Below are 18273 nucleotides of genomic sequence, written 5' to 3' on the forward strand. Positions count from 1 at the left end.
GACAATGCCCCTGCATGTGGGTTATGGTCTTCAGGTGTCCCTCTCAGTCGGGACATTCCCATCAGTATGCCGAGCCCTGCCGCTGATCATGGGATACAACCGCTCCAGCTGGCAGGGACGGGGGAACCAAGTTTCCGCGGCCACCTTGTGGCCTTGGGGTTAAGTCGATAGCGCCTCCGTCCGTAACGGGGTTGCTTCCGGCCGGGTATCTCCAGCCCGAACCCGACAGCTCACCCCGCAGGCATGGGAGAGGCGATCAACCGTGTCAAAAAATTCCACCCCTGCCCGTCACCGCGCAACTCCGGCCCGCTCCATTGTTCTCGAGGGCCTCGCCGTGACAGCCAAGTCCCAGGCCCGTTCGCTGGGCCGCCCTGCGCTGGCAGTTGCTGCAGCGTCCGGCATTGCCTTCGGCGTCGGAGCCCCGGCCCACGCCGGTGTCACCGGCCCGGACACCACTGAAAAGACCAACGTGCAGGCCTACTCCGCACCTGCGGCCCCCGTTGCCGCTCCGGCAGCGGCAGCAGGAAGCGTTCACACCGTTGTTTCCGGCGACACCCTCGGAGCCATCGCGTCGGCTTACGGTGTCAGCCTGAACGATGTCCTGTCCGCCAACGGCCTGGCCCTGTCCTCGGTAATCTACCCCGGCGACCAGATCCAGATCCCCGGAGCAAGCTACACCGCGGCACCGGCTCCCGCAGCAGCACCCGTGCAGACTGCAGCCTCCGCTCCGGCCAACACCGTCATGAACATGTCCTACGCCTCGGCCACCCCCGTGTCAGCCCCCACCGGCACGGGCACCGGCGCTGCCATCCTGGCGAACGCCTACAGCCAGCTGGGCGTGCAGCAGGACTGCACTGCCATGGTTGAGAAGGCGCTGCGCTCGGTGGGCAAGTCCGTGGGCGATCTTGCCCCCACCCAGTTCTTCCAGTACGGCACCGTGGTAAGCGCTCCTGCTCCCGGCGACCTGATCATCACCTCCGGCCACGTGGGCGTCTACGCCGGCAACGGCCAGGTTGTCAGCGGCGGCGTGAACGGCTACGACACCGAGGTGCACTCCATCAGCTGGCTCGGCGGCTACTCCGCGGTCCGCGTCGCCTAGTCTTCGCACAACCGCAGGCGCGCAACCGCGCAGGCACTAAACAAGAAGGGCGGCGGCCGGTAAAACCGGCTGCCGCCCTTCTCTTGCATCCGCCCTTCGCGTCTGCAGCTGTCAGGTCCCGCAGAAGGTCATATAGTTGCCGAAGTCTTCAGGGGCGCCTTCCGCGTAGCGTTCAAGCCCGGACCGCTCGGTGAAGGGGTCGCTGACTGCCTCCAGCAGCTGCTCCAAGGGTGACAGGTTTCCGTCCGTGGCAGCGGCCAACGCCTCCTCCACAAGGTGGTTCCTGGGGATGTACGCCGGGTTGACCCTGTCCATCAGCTCCGCATCTGGTTTAAGTGCCTTCCACCGCTCCGCCCAGGAATCAAACGCGGCCAAATCCAGCACCATCCCCCGCACCGGACGAAGCTCGCCCCGGGCCGCCTTGCCAAGGTTACGGAAGAAGAGGGTGTAATCCACGGGGCCGTCCTTCAGGATGGCAATGGCTTCATCCACCAGCCCGGATGCCGCCGCGTCGTCACTTCCTGCGCCGCCGCCGAGTCCCAGCTTCGCCTTCATCCCGCTGGTCCATGCCCTGCTGTAATGCCCCCGGAACCGGCCGAGCACCTCCACCGCCGGGGCCACCGCTTGCTCCTGGTCTTCGTGGATAAGCGGCAGCATCGCCTCCGCCAGCCGGGCAAGGTTCCATTCGGCCAGAACCGGCTGGTTGGCGTAGGCGTAGCGGCCGCTGACGTCGATTGAACTGTAGACGGCCGCAGGATTGAAGGCATCCATGAACGCACAGGGGCCGTAGTCGATGGTTTCCCCTGAGATGGTCATGTTGTCCGTGTTCATGACCCCGTGGACGAATCCCACCAGCATCCAGCGGGCCACCAGTTCCGCCTGCGCGGAGACGACCGACCCGAACAGTGCCAGGTAGGGGTTTTCGGCTTCCGCGGCCTGGGGGTAGTGCCTGCTGATGGCATGGTCCGCCAAGCGCTTCAGAAGGTCGAGGTTCTCGGTGGCACGCGCATATTGGAAGCTGCCCACGCGCAGGTGGCTGCTTGCCACCCTGGCCAGGACGGCGCCCGGCAGCATACCGTCGCGCCGGACCTGGCGGCCCGTGCCCACGACGGCGAGTGCCCTGGTGGTGGGAATGTGCAGGGCGTACATAGCCTCGCTGACGAGGTATTCGCGCAGCATGGGCCCGACGACGGCCCTGCCGTCCCCCGCGCGGGCGAACGGCGTGCGTCCAGAGCCTTTGAGGTGGATGTCCAGGAGTCGTCCGCTCCGGTCCGTGACCTCGCCCAGCAGAAGCGCCCGCCCGTCACCGAGCAGGGGCGAGTATCCGCCGAACTGGTGGCCGGCGTAAGCCTGCGCCACCGGTGTGGCGCCAGGAGGAACGTGATTTCCCACCAGGAGCCGCACGCCTTCGGGACTGCGCAGGTACTCCGCGTCCAGGCCCAAGTCACGCGCCAGTTTCTCGTTGAGGACAAGGAGGCCGGGGCTGGGGGCCTCCTCGGCCTGCCAGGGAACAGCGAGTTCCGACAGTTCACGCGCGAAGCGGCCGTCAAAAGCCACCATGGATTCAGCTGCTGCCGTCATGGTTTAACCCTATCGCCGTCATGATGGTCCGCTGATTCCCGCACCTGGTGCCGCCGCGGAGGCACGGCTATGCGCTGCAGGTCATGGGCTGCGATGACCGTGGTCCCTGCAGCACGTGCCTGCGCCTGCTCCGCAAGCAGGGACATGTCGTCGCCATACCGTGCGGAAAAATGGGTGAGCACCAGCGTCCGGGACTTTCCGGACGCCGCCAGCTCCCCTGCCTGCCCGGCGGTCAGGTGCAAGTACTGGTGCGCCAGCCCGCCGTCGTCGTTGCTGAATGTCGATTCGCTGACCAGAAGGTCCGTGCCCTCGGCCAGTTCCTCCGCGCCGGCGCACGGCGCGGTGTCCATGATGAACGCGAAGCGCTGGCCGGGCCTGGGGACGCTTACGTCCTCCAACGCGACTGCGCCGAAGAAGCCTTGGCGCTGCAGTCGGCCCACGTCAGGCCCTTCGATTCCTGCCGCCCGGAGCCGTTCCGGAAGGAAGGTGCGGCCGTCAGGCTCGGTGAGCAGGTATCCGTACGTCTCGATGCGATGCCTCAGCGGCCGGATCTCCAGGCCGTCCGCCACGGGTCCGGCGCCGGAGTGCGGATGGAGCCGCAGGTCGATACCGGGCGAACTGACAGCCACGAGGGCCTGGACAATCTGTTCGCCGGAGGCAGGATAGTGAAGGTGAACGGGGTGTGAAGCACCGTCCAGGGCCATTCGGGACAGGACCCCCGGCAGGCCGTAGCAGTGGTCTCCGTGCACGTGGGTGAGGCAGATCCTGGTGATCTGGCTTGCCGCCACCCCGGCATGGATCATTTGGCGCTGGGTGCCCTCGCCGGGGTCGAACAAGAGTCCTTCGCCGTCCCAGCGCAGGAAGTACCCGTTGTGGTTCCGTGTGCGGGTGGGAACCTGGGAAGCCGTGCCCAGCACCACGAGTTCACGCACTTGGGGCGTCTGCCGGCTCCGCGTGCAGCCCTTTGGCATATGCTGCCTGGCCGAGGTGCTGGAGGCAGTCCCCCAGGATGCTGACCAGCCGCACTCCGAGGGTTACCGGCGGATCCCAATGTTCGTCGACCACGCGGTCCAGGTCCGGATCATCAATACCCTGCAGGACCTTGGCGGTCTGCCGGTGGACCGCCTCGTAGTATTCCTGCAGGAGCCCGCGGGGCGCCCTGACTGCGTCCACCTGTTCACTGGAGTGGCCGTAGCCCGTGTCCCGTTCCGCAAGCGGGAGCCCGAAACGGGATACAAAGCCTTCTCCCGTCCAAACCTGCTCCAGCCCGGAGGCGGAGGCCACCTGTGCATCTTCCACCCGGCCCGTATGCCAGATCAGCCAGCCGATGGAATTGCCGTTACCGGCAGGACGGCGCTGCAGGTCCGCCTCGTCCAGCCCTTCCAGTGCCTGGCGGACAAGTGAAGGAAGCCGGTCGAAGGCCTCCAGCAGCAGTTCCTTGGAGTGCATCTCTTTCCTTCCCGCGGTCCGGGCCCCGCGGGCCCGGACCCTTGGACCGCTATCGTTCCAGGTCGTCCGGCTCAAATTGGCTGAGCGGGGAGCCGCCGAAGTTTTCCTCGTCGTCGCTGGCGTCCGCTTCGGGACCTGTGGGGTTTTCGCCGAAATCGACGTCGGCCGCAGCCTCCCCCAGCGTGGGCGTACCGGGGGGCACCTGTTCATCGCCGGAGCGGTAGCGGGCCTGCGCGCTTTCGTCCCGCAGCGTCTGCTCGCTCAGGAAGTCCTCTTCTTCTCCCGAGACCGCCTCGTTCTGCAACAGGGGGTCTTCCTGCCAGCGTTCCGGATTGTTCTCCGCAGCGCCCGGGTAGCTGTCGGGTTCCCCCATCACAGGGTCCAGTTCCAGCGACGATGCCGCGCCGGGAGTTTCGTCGAGAGGCACATCGTCCTCCTCCACAACTTCCAGCTCATCGTCAGGGACGTTCTGCTCAGTCATGATGATGCCTTTCCTGTTGCCGTTCAGCGGACAATAGTAAGCATACTGACGAACTGGCTTGGATGTGAACCGTCCTGGGTAAGGAACAGGCAAATGGGGCAGAAAACGTGATGGCCAGCAAGGAGAATCGCATGGAACCCAAAATGTCCCCCGACGGGCCCCCGGCACAGCCGCCCCGGCCCCAGTCCTTCGCCGCCCGGATGTCCCTCCTATGGACCGACGCATTGGGCCGGGCCGGCATCCGGGCCATCCAGGCACTGTCCGTCCTGGCACTTGCCTGGGTGGCGGTGACGGCCGCCATCCGTGTCCCGCTGGTCACCATCCCGGTGCTGGTTGCGTTAATCCTGGCGTCGGCAATGGCTCCTGCCGTCCGCTGGCTCGCGGCTCGGGGCTGGCCCCGCGCCTTGGCGGTGCTGTCTTCCTTCCTGGTGATCCTGGCGGTGGCGGCCGGAGTGGTGGGTGGAATCATCGCCCTGGTGAGGCAGCAGGCCTCCGTCCTGGCTGCCCGGGCAGAAGCAGGCATTGGCCAGCTGCAGCAATTCATCACCACCGGCCCTGGGGCCCTTACCAGTGACCAGATCGACGCAGCCCGCGGCGAGTTCCAGAAGTTTTTGGCTGGAGGAACCCTGGGCGCCGACGCGCTGACGGGCCTGCGGACGGCCGGGGAGATTGTGGCAGGTTCAGTCCTGACAGCCGTGATCCTGTTCTTTTTCCTCAAGGACGGCGAGAAGATCCGGGGGTTCCTGATCGGATTCCTCCCGGGGACCCGCCAGGGCAAGGCACATTTGGCGGCCGAACGCAGCATCGTGGTGCTGGGCGGCTACGTCCGGGGGACACTCATTATCGCAGCCATTGACGCCGTCATCGTCCTTACCGGGCTCCTGATCCTGCGGGTTCCGTTGGCGGTCCCCCTCGCCGCAGTGGTCTTCCTGGGTGGTTTCATACCGATTATCGGCGCAACCACCGCCGGCAGCCTGGCGGTGCTGGTGGCCCTGGTGGAGAACGGACCGGTTCCCGCGCTGGTGGTCCTGGTGATCCTCGTTGCTGCCAACCAACTGGAACACCACCTCCTCCAGCCCCTCTTCATGGGCCGGGTCCTGAGGATCCACGGGCTGGTGATCATCCTGGCACTGGCCGTGGGGGCAACGCTGGCCGGCGTCATCGGTGCGCTGCTGGCCGTGCCGCTGACCGCCGTCGGCTGGACCATCTACAAGACGCTGGCCGACAGGGACACACCCGGCCCGGAGCCTATCGCTCCGGCCGCGCCCGGGGCGTGAAGCGCCCCTGAACAGCGCTTCCGTGACTTTCGGCCCTAGAGAGCCGGCGGAACCCGGGCCAGTCTTGAATGGCAGAAGCCAGTTCACGACAGGCAGGAAGTGCGGCCATGACATCCCGGAAACCCATCGCTGTGGGCACCAACGACTCAGCACAAAGCCAGGCCGCCGTCGTGTGGGCCGCCCGCCGCGCCCACCGTGCGGACCTGCCGCTGGTAATCCTCCATGTGGTGGACGACCGGTGGGTTGCCGAACCGTATCCGTGGTTTGGAACGCTTCAGCAGGCCGGGGAGGAACTCCTGAAAACAGCCGCCGGACGCCTCGAAGGAACGGTTACGGTCACCCCTGAAACGGAGTTGTTGACCGGCAGCGTGGGCGGGTCCCTTGCCAAGTACTCCAAGAGGACCTCGATGATGGTCATCGGTTCGGGCAGCGGCCACTTCGGCGGCACCCTTGCCGACCGCGCACTCCAGGTGGCCACAGCCGCCAAGGTCCCTGTCGCCGTCGTCGGAACACAGGATCTCGAAGGCAGGTCCGGTGTTGTGGTGGGCGTTGACGGATCCCCGGAATCGACCCAGGCGGTCGCCTTCGCGGCCGCGGAGGCAGACCGCGAAGGCGACGAACTCACCGTCGTGTACGCCGTTGACGTGCCGGATCCCATCATCGACGCCGGCCTGTCGCCCGCAGCCATGGCGGAGCTTATCGCCGACGAGGAACGGGTGGTGCTCTCCGAGGCGGTGGCAGGGCTCAAGGAAGACTACCCGGACTTGATTGTGCACCAGCGGCTTGAAACCGAACGCGGCGCGGTTGCCGCCCTTGTCGAGGCCGCCGCCGGGGCAAGGCTGCTGGTGGTGGGCAGCCGGGGCAAGGGCGCCTTCAAGCGCCTCCTGCTCGGGTCCACCGCGCACGGCGTCCTGAAGCACCTTCCGTGCCCCGTGATCATCACCCGGACTGACGCTGCCAACGCTCTGTAGGCAGTACCGCCTTTGCCGGTCTTCCTGCCAGCACCCTGTATTCCGCGCGCGGAAGGTTTTGACCCCATGAAAAAGCCCGCTGCCATCATCATGCTTATCCTCGGGATCCTCATCACGCTCCCTGGCTTGGCTGCGCTGGCAGGCGGTGCCGTGGCGTCAGCGGTGGGAACCATCCAGGGCGACGGCTACCTGACGTCCGGTACGTCACGCTTTTCCGTCAATTCCTTTGCGCTCACCTCGCCGCGGGCTGACGCAATCGGCGAGGACGTTCCCGGCAGGCTGCCCTTTGACATCGGCACGCTGCGGCTGCGGGCTGCATCAGAGACCCCGGACAAACCGGTGTTCATTGGCATCGGTCCCCAGGCCGACGTGGAGCGGTACCTGTCAGGCGTGCACCACTCGGAGCTGCTGAACATCCGCCAGCAGCCGTTCCGTGCGGACTACCGGGACGTGCCGGGCGGCAACCCGGCGTCTGCCCCGGGGGACCAGCGCTTTTGGACTGCCTCCGCTTCCGGTTCCGGGCAGCAGGAGCTCGCCTGGAACATCGCGCCAGGTACCTGGGAAGTAGTGGTGATGAACGCCGACGCCTCCCAGGGGGTGGATGTGCGGCTGCAGGCAGGCTTCCACTCGGACCTGTTCCAGCCGGCAGCCACGGGCCTGCTGGTGGGCGGGATCATTGCCCTGGTGATCGGCATTCCCCTCATCATCTTTGGGGCCTCCGGCCTCGGCCGGCACGCCGCGCCGCCCCCTGCCGGACCCCCTTCCGCCGGACCGCCCTACGGCGGCCCGGCAACAGGCGCACCGCCCTACGGCGGCCCGGCAACAGGCGGACCGCCCTACGGCGGCCCGGCAACAGGCGCGCCCGCATATCCCCCGCCGTTGACGGGAGCGCCACCGGCACCCGGGGCTGCGACGCCCTCCGGGCCCTTCGCCCCGGTACCAAGCGGTCCCGGCTATCCCGCAAGGCTTTTCGGTGAGCTGGATCCCGCCCTGTCACGGTGGATGTGGCTGGTGAAATGGTTCCTCGCCATCCCGCATTTCATCCTTCTCTTCTTCCTCTGGTTCGCTTTAGTCATTACCACCATCGTGGCCGGGTTCGGCATCCTGTTCACCGGCCGCTACCCGCGGGCGCTGTTCGACTTCAACGTCGGGGTCATGCGGTGGAACTGGCGGGTGGCGTTCTACGCCTACGCCGCCGTCGGCACGGACCTGTATCCGCCGTTCACCCTCAGGCGCACCAATTACCCCGCCGACTTTGACGTGGACTACCCCGAGCGGCTCTCCCGCGGCCTGGTCCTGGTGAAATGGTGGCTTCTCTCGATCCCGCACCTGCTGGTCATCGGCGCGTTTACCAACACCACGTGGCGCTGGCGGGCGGACAACAACTTTGGCGGGACAACCTATGTACAGGACGCGGGACCGTCCCTGCTGGGGGTGCTGGTCCTGATCGCGGCAGTGATCCTGCTGTTCACCGGCCGCTACCCGCGCCCGCTGTTCGACTTCATCCTCGGCGTGGACCGCTGGATCTACCGGGTCCTGGCGTATACCGCACTGATGCGGGACGAATATCCGCCGTTCCGGCTGGACCAGGGCGCCACCGAGCCTGTTTGGCCCGGCGCGGCCATTCCACCGGCCGGTACGCCCTGATCGCGGCAGTGATCCTGCTGTTCACCGGCCGCTACCCGCGCCCGCTGTTCGACTTCATCCTCGGCGTGGACCGCTGGATCTACCGGGTCCTGGCGTATACCGCACTGATGCGGGACGAATATCCGCCGTTCCGGCTGGACCAGGGCGCCACCGAGCCTGTTTGGCCCGGCGCGGCCATTCCACCGGCCGGTACGCCACCCGTCTCTATGCCACCGGCCGGGGCGCCATGACCTTCGGCCCTAGCCCGGGCCCAGGCATGCAGGCATGATTGGCGTGACAGCGCGGGGCAACCCTGCCGGGCCGGACCTTAGGGAGCGAAATGAGCATTGCCGGGGCACCAATCGCCAGGATCGTAGTAGGCGTTGACGGTTCTGAGCCGTCCGTGGAAGCACTCCGCCAGGCGCAGCGGCTCGCCATTCCGCTGCGCGCGAAGGTCCAGGCAATTGCCTGCTGGGAGTACCCGCAGATGTACAGCGGCTACGTCATGATGGGGATCGAAGGCTTCGAGGAAGGTGCCAAAAAGGTCCTGGACGAGGCCGTGGCGCAGGCGTTCGGAGCGGAGACGCCGGCAAATGTCACCTCCACACTGGTCCGCAGCCACCCCCGTGAAGCGCTGATCGACGCCAGCCGCGACGCCGACATGATCGTGGTGGGCCGCCGGGGGCACGGCGGATTCGGCGGCCTGCTCCTGGGCTCCGTCAGCTCCGCCATCGTGGCCCACGCCCACTGTCCCGTCCTGGTGGTGCACACCCCGGAGGAGCACCCCGAAGGTTCCGGGAACAGCTGACCGGGACAGCTCCGGGGCAGGCCACTAACGTCCGGGACGGGTGAGGGCGGTGCCGGCCAGTGAAGCACGACGGCGGACCACCAGGAAGGGGCGGTTGAAGAGTCCGGTGCCGGGATCGGGCAGCCGAAGGCAGGAGGGTGCCCAGGATCCGGCCCACCATGGGCTGCCGGTCCACGAGGTGGTGATCCTGCTGGGAACGGACGCCGCCGGGGGCCTGGGCCATGACGAGGTGCAGCGCCGGCGCGCGCAATTCGGGAGAAACGAGCTTCCGCGGTCGCGCAGCGGGGGCATTGCCCGCAAGCTGGGACGCCAATTCAACAACCCGTTGGTCTATGTCCTCTTGGCCGCCGCCGTGGTGACCGTGTTCCTTGGTGAATTCCTGGATTCGGGGGTCATCCTCGCGGTGGTCCTGGTCAACACGCTGATCGGGTTCGTCCAGGAGGTGCGGGCAGAAGCAGCCCTGGATGCCCTCCACTCGCTGGTCCGCACGCACGCCGCCGTGATGCGCGGCGGTGAAAGGAAGCAGGTCCCCTCCGAGGACCTGGTTCCAGGAGACCTGGTACTGCTCGAGGCGGGAGACAAGGTACCCGCCGACCTGCGCCTGGTACGCCTGTCCTCCCTCCGGGTGGACGAATCCGCACTTACGGGAGAATCTGAGCCCGTGGCCAAGGACGAGGTGGTACTCCCCCGGGTCACGCCCGTGGCTGACCGGAGGAACATGCTGTACAGCGGCACGCTGGTGACCGCCGGCACCGGCGCAGGAATCGTCGTCGCCATCGGCGGCGAAACCGAACTCGGCGAGATCCACCGCCTCATGGGCGCCGTCCGCCCTGTGGCCACGCCGTTGACCCTGAAGCTGGCACGGTTCAGCACCACGCTCACCCTGGCCATCCTTGCCCTCGCCGCCGTGGCCTTCCTCGCCGGCCTGGCCCATGGGGAACGTCCGGGACAAATGTTCACAGCCGCCGTCGCACTGGCCGTGGGCGCCATTCCGGAGGGTCTTCCCGCCGCCGTGACGGTGACCCTTGCCATCGGCGTCCGCAGGATGGCCCGCCGCCGTGCAGTGGTCCGCCGGCTTCCCGTGGTGGAAACGCTGGGCAGCACCACGGTGATTTGCTCGGACAAGACGGGCACTTTCACGGAGAACCAGATGACAGTCCGGACAATCTGGACGCCGTCAGGAAGGTATGACGTCACGGGTTCCGGCTACGGACCGGAGGGGCACATCATCCCGTCAACCGGAGACGGCGTCCGCGGCGGACAGGCGCCTCGCGCGGCAGCGCGGCCGGAGGAGCGGGACGCGGCCCTGTACTGGTCCCTCCTGGGCGGTGCTGCCTGCAATGATGCAGGCATTCGGTCCGAGGGGTCCAGCTGGCAGGTCCGGGGTGACCCTACCGAGGCTGCGATGCTGGTGGCAGCAGGCAAAGGCGGCATCCGGGTCCGGGATTTCCTGGCCTCCAACCCCCGGCAGGCGGAGCAGCCATTCACCTCTGAGCGGCAGTTCATGGCTACACTGCACGCTTCGACGCTTCCCCGCGGCGGCGGCACAGTGTTCGTCAAGGGCGCCGTGGAACGGGTCCTGGACCTCTGCGCCCACGAAATGGACACCGCCGGCGGCGCCAGGCCCCTCCGCAGACATTCGGTGCTCACTGCTGCACACGCGCTCGCGGACACCGGGCTCCGGGTGCTTGCCACCGCCGTGATGCACCTTCCAGCCGACCACGGCCACCTGTCCGCCATGGAGTTGCGGGGCCGGATGACCTTGACCGGGCTCCAGGCCATGCACGATCCGCCGCGGTCAGCGGCCGCGGCCGCAGTCGCGGCCTGCCGGCGCGCCGGGGTGGGAGTCAAGATGATCACGGGAGACCACATACGGACGGCGGTGACCGTAGCCTCGGCGGTTGGTTTGGCAGCGGACCATGACGCCGGGACCGCCCTGACAGGTGCCCAGTTGGACGACATACCGGCCGACCGGTTCCCGGATGCCGTGGAGCGCGCCACGGTGTTTGCACGCGTTTCGCCTGCACAGAAGCTTCGCCTTATTGATGCCCTGCAGTCCCGCGGCCACGTGGCCGCCATGACCGGCGACGGCGTGAACGACGCCCCGGCCCTGCGGCAGGCGAACGTGGGCATTGCGATGGGGCGCACCGGAACCGAGGTGGCCAAGGAGGCAGCGGACATCGTCCTGACCGATGATGACTTCGCCACCATTGAGGCAGCGGTCGAAGAGGGGCGGAATGTCTTCGACAACCTGACCAAATTCATCGTCTGGACCCTCCCCACCAACATGGCCGAAGGACTGGTGATTCTCGTGGCCATCCTGCTGGGGGCGACGCTGCCTATCCTGCCCACCCAGATCCTCTGGATCAACATGACCACCGCCGTCGCCCTTGGACTGATGCTCGCCTTCGAGCCAAAGGAACCGGGCCTGATGTCCCGGCCGCCCCGGGCACCTGACCGCCCCCTCCTGACATGGGCACTCACCGTTCGGATCCTGCTCGTCTCGGCCCTCCTGGTGGCCGGGGCCTGGTGGCTCTTCGAACACGAGGTGGCCGTAGGCGCGTCGGTAGCGCAGGCCCGCACCTCCGCGGTGAATCTCTTCGTGGCGGTGGAGGTGTTCTACCTCTTCAGCTGCCGGTCCCTGACCCGCCCCGCCTGGCGGCTCAGGCCCTTCGGCAACCGCTGGCTGCTCCTCGGCGTCCTGGTCCAGGCAGCCGGCCAACTGGCCCTCACCTACATCCCGCTGATGAACGAGCTCTTCCACACCGCTGCCATAAGCGCAGAGGCGTGGTTGCGGATCCTCGGCCTGGCGCTGCTGGCCGCCATCGTCGTCGCCGTGGACAAGCGCTTCCGGCGCCGGGGCTTTTAGTGCCGCGGGTTCAGCAGCCCGCCTAGGCCGATGCGATTACAGCACCGTCCCGGCAGCGCTGAACAGGACCAACGGCTCTCCCGCCCACGCCGGGAGCGCCCGATACTGAAAGGGAAAGGCAGACGGCTGGCGCCCGCCTTGTAAGACCGGAGGTCGTGGAAGTGTACGGCTGGAATGACGGCATGGGCCTGTGGGGCTATGTCCTGATGAGCATCAGCATGGTGGTGGTCTGGGGGGCGATCATCACCGGTATTGTCCTGCTGGCCCGTTCCCTGCGGGCACCCTCCCAGCACCCCATGCAGCAATCCCCGCGGATGGCGGAGGATGTGCTCGCCGAGCGCTTCGCCCGCGGGGAGATCGACGCGGTGGAATACCAGAACAGGCTGGCCGTCCTGCGTGGCCAGCCGGGTACTTGATTCCGTGCTTTCCGCAGGCAACGGACAGTGGGGTGCAGCTGTGCCACTCTCTGAATTCGAGAAACGCGAACTCGAACTGATCGGTCATGGCCTGGAAGGAGACGATCCCCGGCTCGCCGGCCTGCTCAGCCGGGACATCGCAGCGCTGTCCCTCCGGACCCGCATCAGCCGGGGATTACTGCTCTTCGCCGCAGGCGTGGGCGTCCTCCTCCTTGGCCTGGTGATCCGGGTCCCTTCGGTGGGCATCGCAGGGTTTGCCGTCATGAACGGCGGCGCCTACTGGGCCATCAAGGACCTTCGGTGGTCCTTGCGCAGCAGGAACCGGCACGTTGGGCAACTGGAAGGCAACAACGAATGAACGGGAACGGCAAGGACCTTTCGTCCGAGCAGCAGGCGCTGCAGGCGGTGGAGGCCCACCATGCGGATATGCTGCGGCACCTCAACGGGCTGGTAGGGCTGCTCACCGAGGCCGTGGAGGCGGCCGAACCTGCCGCTGGGCAGGCTGCGCAGGCCACCCTCCTCGACTGGTGTGACAAGGAACTGGTGCCCCATGCCCTGGCCGAGGAGGGTCCGCTCTACAGCGGGCCGCACGGCACGCCTGAGGCCAAACTGCTGGTGGACGGCATGCTGGCCGAGCACCACGTCATCGTCGGCCTGGTCGAGGAACTCAGGACGGCTGACGGGGTCCCTGCCGCAGTTGCGGCCGGTGCCATCCAGCGGATCTTCGCGCTGCATTTGGACAAGGAGAACCGCCTCCTGATGCCTTTCGTCGTCCAGTCTCCCGGGCTGTCACTCGCCCATGCAGTTGAAGGACTGCATGAACTGGTGGGAGAAGGCCGGTCAGGGCACCACGGCTGAACGGGGATGGGCTCCGCCCGCTTCTTCAGCCGCCGCCTCTGTCCGGGTCTCTGTCTCCGGGGCTTCCGCCTCCGGACCGTGAACCACCAGCACCGGGCAGTGCGCGTGGCTCACGCACGCCGAACTCACCGAACCGGGGACGAAGCTCCCGTGCCCCCTCTTGCCGACGATCAGCAGGGACGCATTGCGGCTGGCGTCAATCAGCGCCGGGCCGGGCTTACCCCGGACCAGCCGGGGGTGCACGAACGGAGGCAGTTCCCCGAAAGCCTCTGCGAGGGCCTGGTGGAGTACTTGTTCCGCGGCATACTTGAACCCTTCGATCCCGACGGCGAGGTACACCCCGTAGCCGGCCGGAACGTCCCAGCACGCCCAGGCTTCGACTTTCGCCGACATAGGTTCCGCCATGGCCCGGGCCACCCGGAGCGCGGCGACGGAGGCTTCGGATCCGTCCACGCCAACGATGATCCTCGGGTGCTGTTCAGGGGCATTCATGCCGGCTCCAATCGCTGTCCTGCCATGTACTTTCCTGTGGCCGGGTACTCTCCGGCGGATCGTCCCAGAATGGGCCACAAACGCTTCCCGGGGAAGGGCCGAAGGTCATCAGGTCCGCGCGGCAGGAGCGGCTGGGCCATCGGGCGGTGGGATCCGGTTACGTGGACTTTGGTCCCTTCCCGCACCCGCCTCCCCGGGTAACAATGGGACCAGGCCCTCCCCGGGGCTACCCCGCATGCCGCGGGGTCATGATCCTGAAGACATTGGGAGCGTTCGGTGCACAAGCATGAAGCAGGGACTTATGGGCCAACAGGATCCTTGGGGCCGGTCCGCGTGTTCATCCTCGATGACCATGAGCTTGTCAGGCAGGGGCTGAAGGACCTGCTGGAAGGCGAGGGGTTCCTGGTAGTAGGCGAAAGCGGGTCTGCGGCCGAAGCGACCCGCCGCATCCCGGCCCTGCACCCGGACATTGCCATTCTCGACGGGCGGCTTCCTGACGGTACGGGCATCGAAGTCTGCCGGGACGTTCGTTCCCTCGATCCCCGCCTGCGCTGCCTAATCCTGACCAGCTACGACGACGAACAGGCCCTGCGCGGGGCAGTCCTGGCAGGTGCCTCCGGATACATCCTGAAACAGATCAGGAGCGACGATCTCCTGGCCGGGATCCGGAAGGCCGCTGCCGGCGAATCACTGTTTGACCCGGGGATGGAGCAGCAGATCATCACCGGGCTTTCCACCGTACCGACAGATCCCCGGTTGGAGGGCCTGAGCGCGCAGGAGAAGAAGGTGCTGGCGCTGATCGGCCAGGGGCTGACCAACCGCCAGATCGGCGACGAGCTGTTCCTGGCGGAAAAGACAGTCAAGAACTACGTTTCGTCCATCCTGGCCAAACTGGGCTTCGAGCGCAGGACGCAGGCGGCCGTTTACGTCACCAGGAGCTCACCGGAGTCCGCCTGACCGGACAGGTCAACCGAGTGGTGCCGACCAACGCACAGACGTGCCCTGCCCCGGAACGCTCTCGATGAGGCAGCTGCCCTTCAGCAATTCAGCGCGGTGGCGCATATTCGCCAGGCCGCTCACCTGGCCGGGCTCGGCGAACCCCCGGCCGTTGTCATGGATGAGGAGCTGGACTGCATTCCCGGCACGGGCTTTCCTGCCATCACCGTTCGTACCCGAAGCATCGCCAGGCCCCACGGCAACGGTGACCTGGATGTCGTCGGCGCCGGAATGCCGGAGTGCATTGCTGAGCCCCTCCGACAGTACTGACAACAGATGCACTGCCACATCCTCGCGGATCGAGTCCACCGGTCCGTCCAGGGATACCTTGGGGGTCAGGGCGTAGCTGCGGGAATTCTCCCGGACCACCCGCAGGATCCGGCCCGTCAACGGTTCACGTTCCTCATCCGCTGTGCGGAGGGAGTAGATGGTGTCCCGCAGCTTGCGGATGGTCTCATCGAGTTCGGTGGTCACGGCGGCGATGCGCTCATGCGCCACCGGATCCAGGGTGTAGCGCCGCAGGCTCTGGATACTCAGCCCGGCAGCAAACAGACGCTGGATGACCAGGTCGTGCAGGTCCCGGGCAATCCGTTCCCGGTCCGTGAACAGAAGGTTCTGTTCGCGCAACGCGTTCACACGGGCAAGGTCCAGCGCTAGTCCGATCCGGCTTCCGAAGATGGCGCTGGACTCTGCCTCGGCCTGGCTGAACACAGCAGTACCCTGTGAGCGCGCCAGCAGCAGGACCCCATTGTCGCTGGAGCTGTGCCCAAGCGAGCACACGAGTACGGAGCCAAGCTTTTCCGCTACCCCGTCCTCGAACACCTGCCGCGGATCCTTCACCACCAACGATCCGCCGCCCTCAAGGACGCTCGATACCGCTTGTGAAACCATGAGTTCTTGGCCGGCCTGCAGACCCTGCACCCCGAGGCATGAACGGCAGCGAAGCGTGCCGTCACCGGCCGGAACGGCCACGACTGCAAGCGCGGAGTCCGAGACCTTGAGGGCGGTGTCGGCAACAACATCCAGGTTGTCCCCATCCCCCGGGTGAGAGGTCATGATCAACCTGCTGCTCAGTTCCATCCCCGCCTCGAGCCATTTCTGCCGCCGGCTGCTGTCTTCGAACAGGCGGGCGTTTTGGATCGCCACTCCGGCCGCTGCAGCCAGGGCCACCGCAAGGTCTTCATCTTCCACGGTGAAGTCCTCCCCGCCCTGTTTTTCCGTCAGGTAGAGGTTGCCGAACACTTCATCCCGGACGCGGACCGGCACGCCCAGGAAGGTCCTCATGGGCGGATGGTTCGCGGGAAATCCGGACGTAATGGGGTGTTGGCCAAGGTCATGGAGGCGTAGGGGTTTCGGCTCGCGGATCAAGAGGCCCAGCACGCCGTGGCCGGTAGGAAGGTCGCCGATGGATCGGATTCCTTCTTCGTCGATTCCCACCGTGATGAAGTGGCTCAGCCTTCGGTCCTCTCCGATGACTCCCAATGCGCCGTACCGTGCGCCCACCAGGGCGCAGGCGGACCGCACAAGCCGGTCAAGCACGGCCTCAAGGCTCAGGTCCTCGGCGAGGGCCACCACCGCCGCCAACAGTCCGTTGATCCGTTCCTGCGTGTCAAGCAATTCGTCCCCGCGGGCCGTGAAGTCCCGCATCAGGTCTTCAACTCTGTCCCGCATCGGCGAGCGCCAAGGCTGCTCAGAACTCACGTGCCACCTCCTGCGGCAGGAACCTGCAGCGCTGCAGGTCCCTGGCGCGGTCCAAGAATTCGAAACGGAAGTGCCGGCCTCCGCCCCCAATTCCACCCTCACCTGAGCATGAAGGCGCTTCGCAATTAATTCTAGGAGGGCACGGGGAAAAATACCTTTGATTGTGCCGGAATGGGGGCGCTAGGGGGCGCGGGACCTTTTTCCCTAGCCGGGAACGGCGCCCGGCTTTAGGCTACGGCCATGAATACTGCCGCGACTGAACCGGAAATCAAGGAACTGGGCGTCCACGATTGCTGGCGATACCTTCGTTCAACGTCCCTTTGCAGGATTGCCTTCACCGACGGGGACACGGTGGAGAACTATCCTGTGAACTTTGTCCCCACCAACGGCACCCTGCTCATCCGCACCGGCGAAGGAACAAAGCTTGCCTCCCTCGCTGAACGGAGAGCAGTGGCGGTCGAGGCGGACGGGATGAACCAGTACGGCACCATTGCCTGGAGCGTCATCCTTAAGGGGCACGCGGTGGTCGTGTCCGATGCCGAGGAAACCCAGGACGCCATGGATGCCGGGCTTTCACCCTGGCAGCCCGGCCAAAAGAACATCCTGATCCGGATCACGCCGCAGGAGATCACTGGGCGCAGGTTCGTCATCGCCGCGCCAACCCACTGGTGGCCGCCGCGGGAACCGACCGCGGATTAGGCCGGCAACCGGACGCTCCCCTGCTCCGGCAGAACACTCCCCCAAAGAACCCACAAAGGATGGTCACCCATGGCACCTGCCAAGCCAATCGCCGTCGGCATCACCGATTCCTCGGCGTCCAACGCCGCCCTGTTGTGGGCAGCAGCCCGGGCCAACAGGCACAAGCTCCCCCTCGCCGTCGTGAATGTCGTGGATGACCGGTGGATGGCCGCCGAAGTCCTGCCCTACCTTGAAGTCCTGCGGGAATCGGGCCTGGGCCTGCTGAAGGAAGCCGGCGAGAAGGCCACCGCAGCAGAGCCCGGCCTGCAGGTTACCCTCCAGCTCCTGGAAGGCGGCGTAGGGGCCGCGCTGGGTGACTACTCCAAAAATGCCAGCATGCTGGTCCTGGGCACCAGCGGCCACACCCGCGGCGCGCTGACGGACCGGGCCCTGCAGGCGGCGGCTACGGCAGAGTGCCCCGTGGCTGTCATCGGCGATGCCCAGGAGCACGGCCGCGGCATCGTGGTGGGCGTGGACGGGTCACGGGAATCAACGCAGGCCGTTGCCTTTGCAGCAGCAGAAGCCGACGCCCTCGGGGAGGAGCTGACGGTCCTCTACGCGTTCACCGGCCCCAACCGCTGGATCTCCGCCGGGCTGCCGCAAAGCAGTTTCGCCACCCACGTGATGGAGGAGGAGCAGATCGTGTTGTCCGAGACGGAGGCCGGCCTCCGGCAGGACTACCCGGATCTCAGGGTGCAAACCGTGATGGAAACTGTCCTGGAACCTGCGGACGCCTTGGTCCGGGCAGCTGCCGGCGCCCGCCTGCTGGTGCTGGGCAGCCGCGGCAAGGGTGGCTTTGAAAGGCTCCTTCTGGGGTCCGCGGCACACGCGGTGCTGACCCAGCCGCCCTGCCCAACGGTCATCACCCGCATGCACAGGCAGCAGCACCAGGACTGACCTGCCAGCAGCCT

General features: G+C 66.7%; 19 protein-coding genes and 1 riboswitch. Of the genes, 13 read left to right on the forward strand and 6 right to left on the reverse strand.

What is annotated here, in order from left to right; genetic code table 11:
• Positions 1–87: 87 nt before the first annotated feature.
• Positions 88–259: riboswitch (cyclic di-AMP (ydaO/yuaA leader) on the forward strand.
• Between the two features lie 3 nt (positions 260–262).
• Entirely contained in the window at positions 263–1099 is an 837-nt protein-coding gene (locus ACIGJD_RS10965; RefSeq protein WP_483686227.1) for a LysM peptidoglycan-binding domain-containing protein, read from the forward strand.
• 111 nt (positions 1100–1210) lie between these two features.
• On the opposite strand, the gene ACIGJD_RS10970 is transcribed toward ACIGJD_RS10965, so the two are convergent.
• From ACIGJD_RS10970 to ACIGJD_RS10985, 4 genes are read right to left on the reverse strand one after another with little or no spacing between them, the layout of a single operon-like run.
• Positions 1211–2680: a protein adenylyltransferase SelO gene (locus ACIGJD_RS10970; RefSeq protein ID WP_483686228.1), complete on the reverse strand. Its 1470-nt coding sequence runs from the start codon at positions 2678–2680 to the stop codon at positions 1211–1213.
• Positions 2677–3612: a ribonuclease Z gene (locus ACIGJD_RS10975; RefSeq protein ID WP_483686229.1), complete on the reverse strand. Its 936-nt coding sequence runs from the start codon at positions 3610–3612 to the stop codon at positions 2677–2679. The genes ACIGJD_RS10970 and ACIGJD_RS10975 overlap by 4 nt, the downstream gene beginning before the upstream one ends.
• Positions 3605–4129 (reverse strand): mycothiol transferase, encoded by a 525-nt coding sequence (locus tag ACIGJD_RS10980; protein WP_483686230.1) that lies wholly within the window; start codon positions 4127–4129, stop codon positions 3605–3607. The genes ACIGJD_RS10975 and ACIGJD_RS10980 overlap by 8 nt, the downstream gene beginning before the upstream one ends.
• A 49-nt stretch (positions 4130–4178) precedes the next feature.
• Positions 4179–4610: a hypothetical protein gene (locus ACIGJD_RS10985; protein ID WP_483686231.1), complete on the reverse strand. Its 432-nt coding sequence runs from the start codon at positions 4608–4610 to the stop codon at positions 4179–4181.
• 131 nt (positions 4611–4741) lie between these two features.
• On the opposite strand from ACIGJD_RS10985, the gene ACIGJD_RS10990 reads away from it, so the two are divergent.
• The 9 genes from ACIGJD_RS10990 (at position 4742) to ACIGJD_RS11030 (ending at position 13435) form a co-directional block, all read left to right on the forward strand.
• Positions 4742–5887, forward strand: coding sequence for an AI-2E family transporter (locus ACIGJD_RS10990; RefSeq protein ID WP_483686232.1), 1146 nt, complete (start codon positions 4742–4744; stop codon positions 5885–5887).
• 107 nt (positions 5888–5994) lie between these two features.
• On the forward strand, positions 5995–6858 hold the full coding sequence (locus ACIGJD_RS10995; RefSeq protein ID WP_483686233.1) for a universal stress protein: 864 nt from the start codon (positions 5995–5997) through the stop codon (positions 6856–6858).
• A gap of 66 nt (positions 6859–6924) precedes the next feature.
• Complete coding sequence (locus ACIGJD_RS11000; RefSeq protein WP_483686234.1) at positions 6925–8505, forward strand: DUF4389 domain-containing protein; 1581 nt, start codon at positions 6925–6927, stop codon at positions 8503–8505.
• Positions 8466–8735, forward strand: a complete 270-nt coding sequence (locus ACIGJD_RS11005; protein WP_483686235.1) for a DUF4389 domain-containing protein — start codon at positions 8466–8468, stop codon at positions 8733–8735. Before ACIGJD_RS11000 ends, ACIGJD_RS11005 begins: the two co-directional genes overlap by 40 nt.
• 89 nt (positions 8736–8824) lie before the next feature.
• On the forward strand, positions 8825–9292 hold the full coding sequence (locus tag ACIGJD_RS11010) for a universal stress protein (RefSeq protein ID WP_483686236.1): 468 nt from the start codon (positions 8825–8827) through the stop codon (positions 9290–9292).
• 94 nt (positions 9293–9386) lie between these two features.
• The gene (locus ACIGJD_RS11015; RefSeq protein WP_483686237.1) at positions 9387–12161 is read left to right on the forward strand and encodes a cation-translocating P-type ATPase; all 2775 of its coding nucleotides are present in this window, start codon (positions 9387–9389) and stop codon (positions 12159–12161) included.
• Between the two features lie 155 nt (positions 12162–12316).
• Positions 12317–12577: an SHOCT domain-containing protein gene (locus tag ACIGJD_RS11020; protein ID WP_483686238.1), complete on the forward strand. Its 261-nt coding sequence runs from the start codon at positions 12317–12319 to the stop codon at positions 12575–12577.
• Between the two features lie 40 nt (positions 12578–12617).
• The gene (locus tag ACIGJD_RS11025; RefSeq protein ID WP_286397386.1) at positions 12618–12935 is read left to right on the forward strand and encodes a DUF3040 domain-containing protein; all 318 of its coding nucleotides are present in this window, start codon (positions 12618–12620) and stop codon (positions 12933–12935) included.
• Positions 12932–13435 carry a hemerythrin domain-containing protein gene (locus ACIGJD_RS11030; protein WP_483686239.1) on the forward strand — a complete coding sequence of 168 codons (504 nt, stop codon included), beginning with the start codon at positions 12932–12934 and terminating at the stop codon, positions 13433–13435. The genes ACIGJD_RS11025 and ACIGJD_RS11030 overlap by 4 nt, the downstream gene beginning before the upstream one ends.
• Here the strand turns inward: ACIGJD_RS11030 and ACIGJD_RS11035 are convergent.
• Positions 13418–13927: a universal stress protein gene (locus tag ACIGJD_RS11035; RefSeq protein ID WP_483686240.1), complete on the reverse strand. Its 510-nt coding sequence runs from the start codon at positions 13925–13927 to the stop codon at positions 13418–13420. The genes ACIGJD_RS11030 and ACIGJD_RS11035 overlap by 18 nt on opposite strands.
• Before the next feature lie 333 nt (positions 13928–14260).
• Here ACIGJD_RS11035 and ACIGJD_RS11040 point away from each other — a divergent pair, with 333 nt between their 5' ends.
• Positions 14261–14884, forward strand: a complete 624-nt coding sequence (locus ACIGJD_RS11040) for a response regulator (protein WP_483689477.1) — start codon at positions 14261–14263, stop codon at positions 14882–14884.
• 9 nt (positions 14885–14893) lie between these two features.
• Here ACIGJD_RS11040 and ACIGJD_RS11045 read toward each other — a convergent pair whose 3' ends face one another.
• Positions 14894–16594, reverse strand: coding sequence for a GAF domain-containing sensor histidine kinase (locus tag ACIGJD_RS11045; protein WP_483689478.1), 1701 nt, complete (start codon positions 16592–16594; stop codon positions 14894–14896).
• Between the two features lie 270 nt (positions 16595–16864).
• Here ACIGJD_RS11045 and ACIGJD_RS11050 point away from each other — a divergent pair, with 270 nt between their 5' ends.
• Together ACIGJD_RS11050 and ACIGJD_RS11055 are read left to right on the forward strand one after the other, a co-directional pair.
• Positions 16865–17323, forward strand: a complete 459-nt coding sequence (locus ACIGJD_RS11050) for a pyridoxamine 5'-phosphate oxidase family protein (RefSeq protein WP_483686241.1) — start codon at positions 16865–16867, stop codon at positions 17321–17323.
• Positions 17324–17392: 69 nt separating this feature from the next.
• Positions 17393–18259 (forward strand): universal stress protein, encoded by an 867-nt coding sequence (locus ACIGJD_RS11055; protein ID WP_483686242.1) that lies wholly within the window; start codon positions 17393–17395, stop codon positions 18257–18259.
• Positions 18260–18273 lie beyond the last annotated feature (14 nt).

It is taken from the genome of Arthrobacter sp. E1SS-5 (assembly GCF_057073715.1).